At 70.5% G+C, this 12,745-nt stretch carries 15 protein-coding genes; 6 read left to right on the forward strand and 9 right to left on the reverse strand.

Going from position 1 to position 12,745, the window contains the following annotated elements:
- Positions 1 to 12: 12 nt before the first annotated feature.
- A complete protein-coding gene (locus tag JW792_RS10035; protein WP_158291644.1) occupies positions 13 to 1,857 on the reverse strand; it encodes an ATP-binding response regulator in 1,845 nt (614 codons plus the stop codon).
- A 119-nt stretch (positions 1,858 to 1,976) separates the two neighbouring features.
- Between JW792_RS10035 and JW792_RS10040 the strand changes: the two genes are divergently transcribed.
- The 3 genes from JW792_RS10040 to JW792_RS10050 all read left to right on the forward strand — a co-directional run bounded on the left by JW792_RS10040 (position 1,977) and on the right by JW792_RS10050 (position 3,465).
- A complete protein-coding gene (locus tag JW792_RS10040; protein ID WP_135997194.1) occupies positions 1,977 to 2,519 on the forward strand; it encodes a DUF3299 domain-containing protein in 543 nt (180 codons plus the stop codon).
- A 65-nt stretch (positions 2,520 to 2,584) separates the two neighbouring features.
- Positions 2,585 to 2,992, forward strand: a complete 408-nt coding sequence (locus JW792_RS10045) for a hypothetical protein (protein WP_135997196.1) — start codon at positions 2,585 to 2,587, stop codon at positions 2,990 to 2,992.
- 56 nt (positions 2,993 to 3,048) lie between these two features.
- Positions 3,049 to 3,465 (forward strand): STAS/SEC14 domain-containing protein, encoded by a 417-nt coding sequence (locus JW792_RS10050; RefSeq protein ID WP_135997198.1) that lies wholly within the window; start codon positions 3,049 to 3,051, stop codon positions 3,463 to 3,465.
- Positions 3,466 to 3,477: 12 nt separating this feature from the next.
- Here JW792_RS10050 and JW792_RS10055 read toward each other — a convergent pair whose 3' ends face one another.
- The gene (locus JW792_RS10055; protein WP_135997200.1) at positions 3,478 to 4,017 is read right to left on the reverse strand and encodes a hypothetical protein; all 540 of its coding nucleotides are present in this window, start codon (positions 4,015 to 4,017) and stop codon (positions 3,478 to 3,480) included.
- A gap of 160 nt (positions 4,018 to 4,177) precedes the next feature.
- On the opposite strand from JW792_RS10055, the gene JW792_RS10060 reads away from it, so the two are divergent.
- A complete protein-coding gene (locus JW792_RS10060; RefSeq protein ID WP_135997202.1) occupies positions 4,178 to 4,585 on the forward strand; it encodes a hypothetical protein in 408 nt (135 codons plus the stop codon).
- Here the strand turns inward: JW792_RS10060 and JW792_RS10065 are convergent.
- Genes JW792_RS10065 through cysG form a run of 6 tightly spaced genes read right to left on the reverse strand, consistent with a single transcriptional unit; the run spans position 4,582 to position 10,843 of the window.
- On the reverse strand, positions 4,582 to 5,415 hold the full coding sequence (locus tag JW792_RS10065; protein WP_135997203.1) for a ferredoxin--NADP reductase: 834 nt from the start codon (positions 5,413 to 5,415) through the stop codon (positions 4,582 to 4,584). The genes JW792_RS10060 and JW792_RS10065 overlap by 4 nt on opposite strands.
- 14 nt (positions 5,416 to 5,429) lie before the next feature.
- Positions 5,430 to 6,434, reverse strand: a complete 1,005-nt coding sequence (locus JW792_RS10070; RefSeq protein ID WP_135997205.1) for a cysteine synthase A — start codon at positions 6,432 to 6,434, stop codon at positions 5,430 to 5,432.
- Positions 6,431 to 7,525: a phosphoadenylyl-sulfate reductase gene (locus tag JW792_RS10075; protein WP_206340778.1), complete on the reverse strand. Its 1,095-nt coding sequence runs from the start codon at positions 7,523 to 7,525 to the stop codon at positions 6,431 to 6,433. Before JW792_RS10075 ends, JW792_RS10070 begins: the two co-directional genes overlap by 4 nt.
- Positions 7,515 to 9,146, reverse strand: a complete 1,632-nt coding sequence (locus tag JW792_RS10080) for a nitrite/sulfite reductase (RefSeq protein ID WP_135997207.1) — start codon at positions 9,144 to 9,146, stop codon at positions 7,515 to 7,517. The genes JW792_RS10075 and JW792_RS10080 overlap by 11 nt, the downstream gene beginning before the upstream one ends.
- Before the next feature lie 3 nt (positions 9,147 to 9,149).
- Positions 9,150 to 9,437 carry a DUF2849 domain-containing protein gene (locus JW792_RS10085; RefSeq protein WP_135997209.1) on the reverse strand — a complete coding sequence of 96 codons (288 nt, stop codon included), beginning with the start codon at positions 9,435 to 9,437 and terminating at the stop codon, positions 9,150 to 9,152.
- Positions 9,434 to 10,843, reverse strand: a complete 1,410-nt coding sequence (gene cysG, locus JW792_RS10090; protein ID WP_135997211.1) for a siroheme synthase CysG — start codon at positions 10,841 to 10,843, stop codon at positions 9,434 to 9,436. The genes JW792_RS10085 and cysG overlap by 4 nt, the downstream gene beginning before the upstream one ends.
- Positions 10,844 to 10,949: 106 nt before the next feature.
- Here cysG and JW792_RS10095 point away from each other — a divergent pair, with 106 nt between their 5' ends.
- Positions 10,950 to 11,843: a LysR substrate-binding domain-containing protein gene (locus JW792_RS10095; protein WP_135997213.1), complete on the forward strand. Its 894-nt coding sequence runs from the start codon at positions 10,950 to 10,952 to the stop codon at positions 11,841 to 11,843.
- 92 nt (positions 11,844 to 11,935) lie between these two features.
- On the forward strand, positions 11,936 to 12,442 hold the full coding sequence (locus JW792_RS10100; protein WP_206340779.1) for a GAF domain-containing protein: 507 nt from the start codon (positions 11,936 to 11,938) through the stop codon (positions 12,440 to 12,442).
- Positions 12,443 to 12,445: 3 nt separating this feature from the next.
- Here the strand turns inward: JW792_RS10100 and JW792_RS10105 are convergent, their stop codons facing one another.
- On the reverse strand, positions 12,446 to 12,739 hold the full coding sequence (locus JW792_RS10105) for a metal-sensitive transcriptional regulator (RefSeq protein ID WP_135997217.1): 294 nt from the start codon (positions 12,737 to 12,739) through the stop codon (positions 12,446 to 12,448).
- Positions 12,740 to 12,745 lie beyond the last annotated feature (6 nt).

Genomic DNA, 12,745 nt, shown 5'->3' on the forward strand with positions numbered 1-12,745 from the left:
GCCGGCGCAGCCTCAGGAGGCGATCCGGCGCAGGCTCGCCGCGGCGGTCGGATCGGACTCCAGAGCGCGGCGGAGCCCTTCCAGGAGCGGCTCGCCGGAAACCGGGGCGCGCACATAGATGTCCCCGCCGAGCTCGCGCAGCGGCAGTTCGAGATCGGGGTCGAGGCGCACGACCGGGGTCAGCGAGTTCGTCGAAGGCAGCGCGCGGATGTCGGCGGCGGCATCTTCCGGCGTGCAGTCCTCCAGCACGAGACCCAGCACCACCGCGTCGTAGGCGGCCGCGGTCAGGGCTTCGCTCACCTCGCGGCCCGTCGCCGCGCAGGTGACGACGCAGTTGAAGGACTTCAGATAGCCCAGCAGGACCGAGCGCCGCGAGGGATCGGCCTCGGCCGCCAGCACGCGCAGGCGCCGGCTCGTGAGGTCCAGGCGCTCGTTCTCGGCATAGCGGTCGGCCTTGCTCGACATCCGCAGGCGCAGCTCGAGGAAGAAGACCGAGCCACTCTCGGTCGGCTCGTAGCCGACGCGCCCGTTCATCAGCTCGGCCAGGCGCGAGGCGAGGTGCAGGCCGAGCCCGGTGCCGGCCTCGCGGATGGCCTCGTCCACCTTCTCGGCGGAAAAGGCGTCGAACAGGCGATCGCGCGCCGATTCCGGCACGCCGGAGCCGGTGTCGCGGACCTCCAGCCTGAGGGCCGCGTAGTCGCCGCCGCCGGCCTTGAGATCGATGCCGAGCGAGACCCCGCCGGTCTCGGTGAAGCGGACCGCATTGGCGAGGAAGATCTTGACGATCTGCATGATCCGGGTCTCGTCGGCGCGCAGCGCGCGGTCGGCATCGCCGGAATAGCGCACCTCGAAGCCGAGGCCCTTTTCCTTCGCGAGCGGACCGGCAAAGCGCCGGGCGCGGTCGCCGATCTCGCGTGCGGTCAGGTCGTCGAGCACGAGTTCCAGCCGGCCGGCCTGGATGCGCGAGACGTCGAGGATGTCCCCGACCAGGCGCGACAGCGTCTCGCCGCTCTCGCGGATGCGGCGCACCATGCGGCGCTGGTCCTCGCCGAGGCCTGCCTCGTCGAGCAGCTGGGACATGCCCAGGATGCCGTTCAGCGGGGTCCCGAGTTCGTGGCTCATATTGGCCAGGATGGCGGCATTGGCGCGCGCATGTTCCTCGGCGGCCCGCGCCGCACCCTCCTGGCGCTCGGCAAGGCTGGCCATGGCGCGCGACTGTTCCTCGGTCTCGCGGCGCGTCTCCTCCAGCTCGACATTCGTCTTCACCGCATCGATCAGGGTCTGGGAATAGGCCTGCGACAGGCCACGCAGAGCCAGCAGGAAGGCGCCGAGCATCAGAACCATGAGATAGCCGAACACCGAGCCGGTGAAGGCGAGCGCGGCCGCCCACAATCCCAGCGCCGGTACGGCGAAGGCCATGGCCACGCGCTGCTCGGCGGCCGAGGTCATGACCGCGCCGGCCACCATGCCGGAGATCACCAGGGCGCAGGCCTGGCTGACGATGGGCGGGGCCATGGGCCCGACTAGCAGCGGCACCGCCCCCCAGCACGTGCCGATGAGCGCGGAGAAGGCGATGTAGGCCGCGATCTCGCGGTCGGTCGGGGCCCGGTCGGCGCGGCGCGCGCGCAGCATCGTGCCCAGGCGCAGCAGTGCGGCCCCGGTGACCAGCACGAACCAGGCGGCATGGGCCATAGGCTCGACATGGCCCAGCATGAAGATGCTGAGCAGCGCCGCGGTGATGATGTTCATAGGGACGGCCCGCAGCGCGCTGCGGGCAACCAGCACCCGGCGCGCCGTCTTGGTCTGGCGCGCGATCTCTTCGGCACGCGCGGTGGCGCGAGCGTTGGTGAACCCCATATCCATCCTCCAGCCGCTTTTTCTCGCGGTTCTGGAGACGAGATTGCACAACGGTCGTTAAAACGGGGTGTTCAGGCCGTTTACCCTGTCACAAGCCTTTTGCCGGAGGACGATCTTCCATGACCCTCGCCGCGCGATTCGCCTTCGCCGCCGCGTGCGCCCTCGCCCTGGCCGTCGCCGGATGCGAGCGCGGCAGCGGTGGCGCGCCCAGCGAGGCGCCCCTGGAGATCTCCTGGCCCGACCTCCTGCCCGAGAGCGAGCGCGAGACGCTCGCCGCGATGCGGGCCGGACAGGCCGGGCAAAGCGAGCTTCGCGAATACTCCGCCTCCGCGCGCGAGCACCAGGCGGGCAGCTTCCGGGTGGTGGAGGCGCTCGACGGACGCTATGTGCGCATGCCGGGCTTCCTCCTGCCGCTCGACGTTGCGCAGCGCGGCCAGGCGCGCGAGTTCCTGCTGCTGCCCTATCACGGCGCCTGCGTGCACTATCCCGCCCCGCCGCCGAACCAGATCGTCTACGTCACCTCCCAGGAACCGATCCGCTTCGACGGGCTGTGGGACCCGGTCTGGATCGAGGGCGTCATCGAGATCCAGCGCATGTCCACCGAGCTTGCCGAAAGCGCCTACGCGATGGAGGTGAGCGCGGTGGAGCCCTACGCGCCCTGAGGGCTTCGAGGAAATCGGGAACCGGCCGGGATCGGGCGGCGTTGCGGACGGGCAGGAGTCCCGCCATGACCATTTCCAACTGGGCCTATCTCGACACGCACACCATGTTCATTGCCCTCAAAGGTTGCATGACCGGAGAGGAGCACAAGGAGACCGCGCGCATCATGGCCGAGATCGCGCGCGAGCTGCCGGTACGCCAGCTGCTCGTCGACAAGTCCGATGTCGGCAACGGCGAACGCGAGGAGGAGATCCCCTCCGTGGCCGAGAGCGCGGCCCGCACGTTCACGGGAGCCGGCCTGATGCGCATCGCCTTCCTGCTCGCCCACGACGACCCGGTCGCCGCGCCGTTCAGCAAGGCGTTCGCGCGCTGCGGCGGCGAGGCGAGGGCGTTCGACGATTACGACGAGGCGCTCGGCTGGCTGGGCGTGCAGCCCGCCGCAGCCCAGCTCCGGGATACCGCGGCGGCACGCTGACCGGAACACGCCCCTCGCCCGTCACGTTCGGGAAGGGCAGGAGCGGAGGAGCATCCATGACCATTTCGAACTGGAAGCATCTCGACCGGCGCACCGCCCAGGTCACGATGAGCGGCCAGATCACGGGCGAGGAGTACCGCGAGGCCGCCGGCAGCCTCGCCCGCATCGCCGCGGAAACCCCGGTGCGCCAGCTCGTCATCGACGAGCTCCAGGTCGAGCGCCAGGCCCACGAGGATCCCGGAACGCGTATCGCCGAGGATGCCGCGCGGGCCATGCGCGAGGGCGGAATCGACCGCATCGCCTTCCTCGAAGCCCATTCCAGCCGGCTCGCCGACGCGTTCAGGCAGGCCTTCCGGCGCCTCGGCGGCGAGGTGGAGACCTTCGCCCGGCTGCGCGACGCGCAGGGCTGGCTCGAGGTGTTCCACTCCGGCTCCGCGCCGGACGAGAGTGCCGTCGCCCGGGGCGCGAGCTGAGGCGCGCCGGTCTCACCAGCGCCGGATCGCGGATCCGCCCGCACCTGCCTGACCATAGCCCCGGGCCTGGCCTGCGCCGGTCCGGTAGGTGTGGTCGACATGGGTCGTCTGGCAGATCAGCCGGCCGGACGCGTCGCGCACGCTCAGCGTCGCCACCAGGATCGGATCGCCGCGATCGAGCGCCTCGACACTCGGCCGGTTGAAGCCACGCGAGGGACTGGTGCCGTAGCCACGCGCCGGAACGAACCGGGTCAGGCGCACATCGGGCGATTTCGCCATCCGGATGCGCGAGATTTCCACCGGCCCGCGCACTGCGGCCGGCACCGGTCCGGCCTGGTCGACCTCGGTGCTGGAATCGTAGATCTGCTGGCTGTAGCGGAAATCGTAATAGCCCGGCGTGCGCCCGGAATAGATCGCGATCGCCTCGGCATGGTGGCCGCGGTCGATCGAGCGGATGGCGCACTCGTTGCGCCCCTGGGCCTGGGCGGAGGCACCGGCCGCGCCGAGCCCGATCGCGAGACAGGCTCCGAAAATCGCCTTCATCGGTTTCATCTGGACGTCTCCTTTCCTCGGCGCGCCACCCATGGCGCGTCCTGGAGGCGAGGTTTACCGGGCCGTACCTGAACCGGAGCGCAGAGGCGCGTTCATGGCCCGCTCATCTTCGCGGGAACCGGGGCGGGGCTGGCGGGTTGCTCCCGGCAAGGAGGTCGCGATGGCCATCTCGAACTGGAAGCATCTGGGCGACCGGACCGTCTACCTCGCCCTGACCGGCGAGGTCGGCGCAGAGATGCACGGCGAACTTGCCCGGACCCTCGATGAGATCGCGCAGGAAAGTGCATTCGAGACGGTCATCCTGGACAACCGCCATCTCGAGGTGACCGGGCGCAGCGATGAGGCGCGCAAGGCCATCGAGGAGCTGGGGCGCACCTTCGCGAAGACCGGCGTGAAACGCACCGTCTTCGTCGCGTCGCAGTCGCAGAAGGTGCCCGGCTCGGAAGACTTCATCGAAACATTCGAGGACCTTGGCGGAACGGTCGAGATCCATCCCGACTTCGCGTCGGCGGCGAAGTCCCTGGACCTGTCCTATTCGGGTCCCTCGCCGATATCGGCGAACGCCTAGATTCCTTCCCCGGAGAAGGCCTTCTCCACGACGAAATCGCCGGGGCGGGCGTTGGAGCCCTCCTCGAAGCCGCGCGTCTCCAGGAGAGTCTTGACGTCGGTCAGCACGGCGAAGGAGCCGCACACCATCGCCCGGTCGCGGGCCGGGTCGAGCGGCTCGCGCCCGATCATCTCGAACAGGCGGCCATTCTCGATCAGATCGGTGATGCGGCCCACGCGCGGGCCGTCCTCGCGGGTGACCGAGTTGAAGTAGACGAGCCTTCCGGCGGCGAACTCGCCGACCAGCGGATCGACCCGGACCGCGTCCACCAGCTCCTCGCCATAGGCGAGTTCGGCCTGGGTGCGGCAGGTATGGGTCAGCACGACCTCCTCGAACCGCTCGTAGACGTCGGGCTCGCGGATGAGGCTCGCGAAGGGCGCGATGCCGGTGCCGGTGGAGAACAGGTAGAGCCTGCGCCCGGGGCGCAGCGCATCGGCCACCAGCGTCCCGGTCGGCTTCTTGCCGAGCAGCACCCGGTCGCCGGGCCGGATGTCCTTCAGCCGCGAGGTCAGCTGCCCGCCGGGCACCTTGATGGAGTAGAATTCCAGCTCCTCGTCCCAGGTCGGGCTCGCGATCGAATAGGCGCGCAGGACCGGCTTCTTCTCGCCCTCCAGACCGATCATGACGAACTCGCCGGCGCGGAAGCGGAAGCTCTGCGGGCGCGCCGTGCGGAAGGCGAACAAGGTCTCGGTATAGTGCTTCACCGACAGCACCTCGACCTCGAAGAAGGCGCCCTTCTCGGCAATGTACGGGGTCGGCGCCCCCTCGGGGTTCGCGGCGACATGGTTCATTTGACGACCTCGGTTCACACGGCGGCGGACAGGGGCGCGCCGGACTCCACCCATGGCGGGACCGGCAGGTTGCGCGCCCTGAGATAATCGGCGTTGTAGAGCCGGTTCGCATAGCGCGACCCGGCGTCGCACAAAAGGGTGACGATGGTTTTACCCGGCCCGAGCTCGCGGGCAAGGCGCATCGCTCCGGCGATGTTCACCCCCGCCGAACCGCCCAGCGAGAGCCCCTCGCGCTCGACGAGGTCGAACAGTATGGGCAGGAACTCGCCGTCCTCGATGCGGTAGGCGCGCTCGACCGAGAGCCCGTCGAGCTGGCCGGTGATGCGCCCGACGCCGATGCCCTCGGTGATCGAGCTGCCCTCCGGCTTCAGTTCCCCGGTGGTGTAGTAGCTGTAGAGCGCCCCGCCCGCCGGGTCGGCGAGCGCGATCGTGACGGCGGGCTTCCTCGCGCGCAGCGCCTGCGCGATGCCCGCGAGAGAGCCGCCGGTGCCGGCCGAGGCGACGAAGCCGTCGATCCGCCCGCCGGTCTGCTCCCAGATCTCCACCCCCGTCGTGGCGGCATGGAAGGCCTTGTTGGCCGGATTGTCGAACTGGTTCGCCCAGAACGCGCCCGGCGTCTGCTCGGCGAGACGGCGCGAGATGTGGATGAAATGATGCTCGCTGGTATAGGGCGCGGGATCGACCTCGATCACGCGCGCGCCCGCGGCGAGGAGCGCGTCCTTCTTCGCCGGGCTCTGGGTCCTGGGCATGACGATCGTCACGGGAAAGCCGAGCGCCCCGCCGACGAGGGCGAGGCCGATGCCGGTATTGCCCGCCGTGCCTTCCACGATCGTGCCGCCGGGCTTCAGCAGGCCCCTCTCCTGTGCGTCGCGCACCAGAGCGAGCGCGGTGCGGTCCTTCACCGAGCCGCCCGGATTGAGGAACTCGGCCTTGCCCAGGATCTCGCAACCGGTCGCCTGCGACGGCCCGTCGAGGCGCAGGAGTGGGGTGTTGCCGATGAGGTCGATGATGCGGGTCATATCAGGCGGATGCTCGCACGCCGCGCCCGCTCGGTGCGGGCCGGATCGAAAATGCCGCACTCGGTGCGCTCGCTGTCGGCCCAGCGTCCCTCGCGGGTGGCCTCGCCCTGCGCCGGGACGGTGCACGGCCAGCAGCCCACGGACGGATAGCCCTGCTCGACGAGGGGATGGGGCGGAAGGCCGAGGCCGCGGAACAGCTCGGCGAAGGCCTTCGGCGTGAGACCGGCGAAGGGATTGACCTTGACGCGCTCGCCGTCGAACTCGAACGGGTCGAGCCTTTCCCGCTCGCCGCCGTGATAGCGCTTGCGCCCGGTGATCACCGCGTCGTAGCCGGCAAGCCCCCTGGCGAGCGGCTTGACCTTGCGCAGGTCGCAGCAGGCCTGCCCGTCGCGCGCATGCAGCCGCCCGTCCGCGTCCAGGCGGGCTTCTTCCTCGCGGTCGGGTTCCAGCGTGATCACGCGCGTCAGCCCCAGGGTTTCGACCAGACGGTCCCGGTAGGAGAGGGTTTGCGCGAAATGACGCTTCGTGTCGAGGAAGAGCACCGGGGTATCCGGTGACGTTTGCGCGAGCAGGGCGAGCCCGGCGGCCGCCTCGGTGCCGAAGCTGGAGAGCATGGCGATCCGGCCGTCGAAGGCCTCAACCGCCGCGGCGATGATCTCGCGCGGGGACGCGTCGCGCCAGCGCTGGTTCAGCGCGTCCACCCTCGCCCGGCGCGCGGCAAGGGCGCGGGCCCGGTACGCGGGGACGCCGCCGGCCGCATCGGGCTGGTAGGCGCGCGAGAAGCCGGTCCGCGTCCAGCGCGCGCTTCTGCCCGCATCGGGCAGCACCGCGTCGAAGCCCGAGCGCTGCAGCATGTCCAGCTGATCGGGCAGGATGTCGCCGACCGCGCGCAGCTCGCCGGTATAGCCGCGCTCGCGCAGCATGGCGGCGAGCGAGAAGCCGCGCCCGTCCTTGAAGCTGGCAAAGCGGATATCGAGCGCCTGCGCGCCGGCCGCGGATCGAAGCGCCTCGGACGGCGGCGCCGCCGCGGCGATCTCGGTCCGGGCCGCGTGCGCGGCGGGCTCGCGCCTCAAGGCGGCATTAATCGTCATAGATCGACTCCCTGAACGGATCGAGGCCGATCCGCTTCAGCGTGGCGGCGAAGCTCTCGCCCTCCGCGCGCTTTTCCACATAGGTACGAAGGCTCGCGATCACACCCCTGACCGCTTCCTCCGGGCTGAGCGCCCGGCCCGCGATGGCGCCGATCGCGGCCTCGCCGTCGGCCACGCCGCCGAGCGTGAGCTGGTAGACCTCCTCGCCCTTCTTATCGACGCCCAGGAGGCCGATATTGGCGACGTGGTGATGGCCGCACGCATTGATGCAGCCGGAAATCTTGATGCTCACCTCGCCGGCCGCCTCTTCCAGGCCGCAGGCCTCGATGGCCTTCGAGATCGCCTGCGCGACCGGGATCGAGCGGGCATTGGCCAGATTGCAGTAATCGAGCCCCGGGCAGGAGACGATGTCGCTCGCGAGCCCGGCATTCGCGGTGGCGAGCCCGGCGGCTTCCAGCGCCTCGAACACCTCGCGCAGCGCGGCCGCGTCGACATGGGGCAGGACGAGGTTCTGCTCCTTGGTGACGCGGATCTCGCCTAGGCCGTAGCGCTCGGCGAGATCGGCTATCAGGTCCATCTGCCCTGCCGTCGCATCGCCCGGCGTGCCGCCATAGGGTTTCAGGCTGATCGTGACGATCGCCCGGTTCTCGATCCGGTGCGGCTTCACGTTCGCCGCTCTCCAGCGCCGCCAGCCGGGACCATGGCCGGAGGGTGCCGGGCCGGAACCCGGCTTCACGTCGCGGAAGAAGGCCGAGATGCGTTCGACCTCCTCGCGGGGCACGCGCAGTTCGCCATCCTTCAGGCGGGCGAACTCCTCCTCCACCTCGGCGGTGAAGGCGTCTGCGCCCATCGACTCCACGAGGATCTTGATGCGCGCCTTGTAGAGGTTGTCGCGGCGTCCGGCGAGATTGTAGACGCGCAATATGGCGGTCAGGTAGGCGAGAAGGTCCGGCCAGGCCACGAAGTCGGAGAGCTTCGCCGCGACGCGCGGCGTGCGCCCCTGCCCGCCCCCGGCATGAACCTCGAAGCCGAGTTCGCCGGCATCGTTCCTGACGAGCCGCAGGCCGATATCGTGCACGCCAATGGCTGCCCGGTCGGCGGGACTGCCGGTCACCGCGATCTTGAACTTCCTCGGCAGGAAGGAGAACTCGGGATGGAAGGTCGACCATTGCCGGATCAGCTCGCACCAGGGACGCGGATCGGCCACTTCGTCGGCCGCCGCCCCGGCGAAGGGATCGGTCGTGGTGTTGCGGATGCAGTTGCCCGAGGTCTGGATGGCATGCATCTCGACGGTCGCCAGCTGGTCGAGGATTTCCGGGATGTCGACGAGGGCCGGCCAGTTGAACTGGATGTTCTGGCGCGTCGTGAAATGGCCGTAGCCCCTGTCATAGGTGCGCGCGATGTGGGCGAGCATGCGCAGCTGGCCGGCCGACAGCACGCCATAGGGGATCGCCACGCGCAGCATGTAGGCGTGCAGCTGGAGGTAGACCCCGTTCATCAGCCTGAGCGGCTTGAACTGGTCCTCGGTGAGTTCCCCGGACAGGCGCGCGGCGACCTGCTCGCGGAACTCCTGCGAGCGCTCCTTCACCAGGGCGGCGTCGATCTCGTCGTAGCGGTACATGGCTCAGGCCTCGTTGGCGGCGTGGCGCGTGGTGCCGGCGCTGGGACCGGAAAGGCGGATCGCCTCGCGTACCCGGGCCCGCCCGCCGGGCAGGCCCTCCTCCACCTCGATCGTGTAGGGGGCGACCACCGTGAGAATGTCGCGAAGCGCGGCGTTCAGCGCCGGTTCGGCGGCCGCGGCGTCGTCGAACAGGGCCGCTTCGGACAGTGCGGGCGACCAGGAGCCGTCCTCTCGCGCGTAGACGACGCGCCCGTCGGTCAGGCGGTTGGCGGTGATGCCGAGCCGGATCATGCCGCGGCCCTTTCCGCTTCGAGCGCGAGGCCGCAGACCTGCGCCGGGGCGTAGCGCACGACCTCACCGATGACGATGACCGCCGGGCCGGCGACGGCCTCGCGCGCGATGGCTTCGGGCAGGTCGCGCAGCGTCGTGAGAATCGTGCGCTCGCCGGGCAGCGAGCCCTTCTCCACGATCGCGACGGGCGTGGCGGCGTGGCGGCCGGCCGCGATCAGGCGGGACGCCGTCTGCGCCGCGGTGGTAACGCCCATGTAGATCACGACCGTGTGGCTCGGCGCGGCGAGGGCGGCATAGTCGAGATCGCCGCCGCCCTTCTTCGGCTGGCCGGTGACGAACGTGACCGCCTGGGCCGCGTCGCGGTGGGTCAGCGGGATCTGGGCGTTGGCGGCGCAGGCGAGCGCCGCCGAGATGCCGGGCGTGACCTCGACCGCGATGCCGGCCGCGCGCACCGCCTCGACCTCTTCCCCGCCGCGCCCGAAGATGAAGCTGTCCCCGCCCTTCAGGCGCACGACGCGTTTTCCCTGGCTGGCATGCTCGATCAGGATTTCGCAGATGCGCTCCTGCGGCACCGGATGGGCCCCGCGCGTCTTGCCGACATCGATGCGAAGCGCATCGCGCCGGGCGCGGTCGAGCACCTCGGGCGAGACGAGGCGGTCGTGCACGATGACGTCGGCGTCGCGGATGAGACGCGCGGCCTTGACCGTCAGCAATTCCGGGTCGCCCGGGCCCGCGCCGACGAGATGGACGATGCCGTCGGACGCCGTCCCGCCGTCGCGGAAGCGGTCGAGCGCCTCGATCAGCGCGCGGCGCGTGCCGGCCCGGTCGCCGGCATCGGCAAGGCGGGCGGCGGGACCGCGCAGGGCAAATTCCCAGAACCGGCGGCGCGCGTCGACGCTCGGCGCGACCTGCCTGACCGCTTCGCGCAAGCCCTGCGCCGCCTCGGCGAGCAGGCCGACACCCGGCGCGATGACACTCTCCATCGCCGAGCGGATGTCGCGGGCCAGGATCGGCGCGGCCCCGCCGGTCGACAGCGCGACCGTCACCGCCCCGCGGTCGAGGATGGCGGGCGTGTAGAAGTCGCACAGGTCCAGATTGTCGACCACGTTGACCAGCGCGCCCGAACGCCTTGCGCGGCGGGCAAGCCGCCTCGCGGATTGCTCCTCCTCCACCCCGATGAAGACCAGCGCCGCGCCCCTGAACGCGCCGAGCGGCACGCGCCCGGGCACGACCGTCGTGCCGGGCTTGAGATCGTTCGGGGCCGGGGCCTTGCGCTGGAGGCTGTACCAGACGAGCTCGCACGGGGCGGTGCGGAACAGGCGCAGCTTGTTCTGCGCCGCTTCGCCCTCTCCGACGACGACGACGCGGGCCCCCTTCAGGGGGATGGCGGGCATGAACTGATCCATGGCGGACCTCCTCGAACCTGAGCCCGAGACATGGCGCACATGGATTCTTTTCTCAAACGAGCATATCTAGCTCGTGTCGATAGATTTCCTTTCCACGGAAGAGCCCATGGCATCGCTTCCCCCGCTCAATGCCCTTCGCGCCTTCGAGGCGGCCGCCCGGCGCGGCAGTTTTGCCGCGGCGGCGGAGGAGCTGAACGTCACACCGGCGGCGATCGGCCAGCAGGTGCGCCAGCTCGAGGCGCTGATCGGGGCGCCGCTCTTCGTGCGCGAGGGACGCGGATTGAAGCTCTCCGAGCGCGGCGCGGCGGCGATCGACCGGCTGAGCCGGGCCTTCGAACTCGTCGGCGAGGCCTCCAGCGCCATGCGCGAGGCGGGGGCGAGCGCCGCGCTGACGCTGTCGGCGCCGTCAGACTTCGCGAGCGCCTGGCTCGCCCCGCGCCTGGCCCGCCGGCGGCCCGACGGGCTGCGCATCACGCTTCTGGCGAGCCCGCCCGAGACCGCGTTCGAGGCCGGTGCCGAGATCGCCGTGGTGTTCGCGACCGAACCGCCGGCCGGATTCGAGGCGCTGCTGCTGATGCGCGAGATCCTCGCCCCGCTCGCGCGGCCCGACATCGCACGCGCGCTGCGCACGCCGGGCGATCTCGACCGGGCGGTCCTGATCGAGGAGGCGGGGCTTCAGACGGGCTGGCGAACCTGGCTCGCGGCGCGCGGCGCCTACGGGGTCGACCCCGCTGCGGCGCTGCGCACCGGGGACGGGCTGTCGGCGCTCGCGCTCGCCGAGGCCGGGGCCGGCGTCGCGCTCGCCCGGCGCAGCCTCGCCGCCGGCACCATCGCGGCAGGCGGGCTCACCCCCGTCTTCTCCGACGGCGACCACCCTGCGGGAGAGGCCTGGTACGCCCTGACCCGGCGCGGACGCCGCCTGTCGGCGGGCGCACGCGACACGCTGTCCTGGCTGCGCGCCGAGGCGGCGGCCCATTTCGACGCCGCGGACGAGCTGTGATTTGACTGAAATTGATTAGCGCTCATTGAATCTGTTCAGCTTACATTAATGCCTCGTTTACCATGATGGCCCGCGAGCTGGACGAGGGCGGCATGAACCTGACGAGACTCGAACGCGAACGCATCCAGGCGGTGGAGCGAAGCGGCCTGATGGACGGGCGCACGCGCCCGGCGCTCGACATCGTCGCGCGCAACGCGGCGCTGTCCCTGCGCGCATCGATGGGCTTCGTGTCTATCATCGGGCGCGATCGCCAGCACGCGGTCGGCAGCCACGGCATCGAGCTGCCGCCCGTCCCGCGCGGCCAGAGCTTCTGTCATCACACGATCGCGGGGCTCGAGCCGCTGGTGGTCGGCGACACGCGCATCGATCCGCGCTTCGCACACAATCCGTTCGTGCTCGCAGAGCCCTATCTGCGGGCCTATGCCGGGGTACCGCTGATCGACGCCGAGGGCCATGCCCTGGGCGCACTGTGCGTCGCCGAACGCTATGCGCGCAGCTTCGAGGCGGGCGAGCTTCTCTCGCTCCTGCGTCTGGGCGACATGGCGGTGCGCCTCATAGAGAGCGAGGCGCGCGAGTGCCGGCGCCGGCTCGCCTCCTAAAGCCTAGAGCTTGAAATGCTTGCTCAGCAGGGCGACGAGTTCCTCGAACTTCTCGCGCTGCTCGGCCGCGTCGTTGGAGGCGGCGGCATCGGCGAGACAGTGGCGGGCATGATCGCTCAGGATCTCGCGCTCCACCCCGGCCAGGGCCGACTTGATGGCCGCGAGCTGGGTCAGGATGTCGATGCAGTAGCGCCCGCTCTCGACCATGTTGGACACCCCGCGCACCTGGCCCTCGATGCGCTTGAGGCGATCGAGCGTGGCGCGGCTGCGCGGCGGGCCTTCGGGGCGGTGAGTCATGGTTGA

Origin of the sequence: Marinicauda algicola (genome assembly GCF_017161425.1) — a bacterium.
GTDB lineage: Bacteria > Pseudomonadota > Alphaproteobacteria > Caulobacterales > Maricaulaceae > Marinicauda > Marinicauda algicola.

Coding starts and splice junctions, on each gene's coding strand:
- JW792_RS10060 (WP_135997202.1), top strand. CDS start 4,178: ATGGCCATCTCGAACTGGAAGCATCTGGGCGACCGGACCGTCTACCTC.
- JW792_RS10065 (WP_135997203.1), bottom strand. CDS start 5,415: ATGAACCATGTCGCCGCGAACCCCGAGGGGGCGCCGACCCCGTACATT.
- JW792_RS10045 (WP_135997196.1), top strand. CDS start 2,585: ATGACCATTTCCAACTGGGCCTATCTCGACACGCACACCATGTTCATT.
- JW792_RS10040 (WP_135997194.1), top strand. CDS start 1,977: ATGACCCTCGCCGCGCGATTCGCCTTCGCCGCCGCGTGCGCCCTCGCC.
- JW792_RS10055 (WP_135997200.1), bottom strand. CDS start 4,017: ATGAAACCGATGAAGGCGATTTTCGGAGCCTGTCTCGCGATCGGGCTC.
- JW792_RS10070 (WP_135997205.1), bottom strand. CDS start 6,434: ATGACCCGCATCATCGACCTCATCGGCAACACCCCACTCCTGCGCCTC.
- JW792_RS10080 (WP_135997207.1), bottom strand. CDS start 9,146: ATGTACCGCTACGACGAGATCGACGCCGCCCTGGTGAAGGAGCGCTCG.
- JW792_RS10100 (WP_206340779.1), top strand. CDS start 11,936: ATGAACCTGACGAGACTCGAACGCGAACGCATCCAGGCGGTGGAGCGA.
- JW792_RS10050 (WP_135997198.1), top strand. CDS start 3,049: ATGACCATTTCGAACTGGAAGCATCTCGACCGGCGCACCGCCCAGGTC.
- JW792_RS10085 (WP_135997209.1), bottom strand. CDS start 9,437: ATGATCCGGCTCGGCATCACCGCCAACCGCCTGACCGACGGGCGCGTC.
- JW792_RS10095 (WP_135997213.1), top strand. CDS start 10,950: ATGGCATCGCTTCCCCCGCTCAATGCCCTTCGCGCCTTCGAGGCGGCC.
- JW792_RS10075 (WP_206340778.1), bottom strand. CDS start 7,525: ATGACGATTAATGCCGCCTTGAGGCGCGAGCCCGCCGCGCACGCGGCC.
- JW792_RS10105 (WP_135997217.1), bottom strand. CDS start 12,739: ATGACTCACCGCCCCGAAGGCCCGCCGCGCAGCCGCGCCACGCTCGAT.
- cysG (WP_135997211.1), bottom strand. CDS start 10,843: ATGGATCAGTTCATGCCCGCCATCCCCCTGAAGGGGGCCCGCGTCGTC.
- JW792_RS10035 (WP_158291644.1), bottom strand. CDS start 1,857: ATGGGGTTCACCAACGCTCGCGCCACCGCGCGTGCCGAAGAGATCGCG.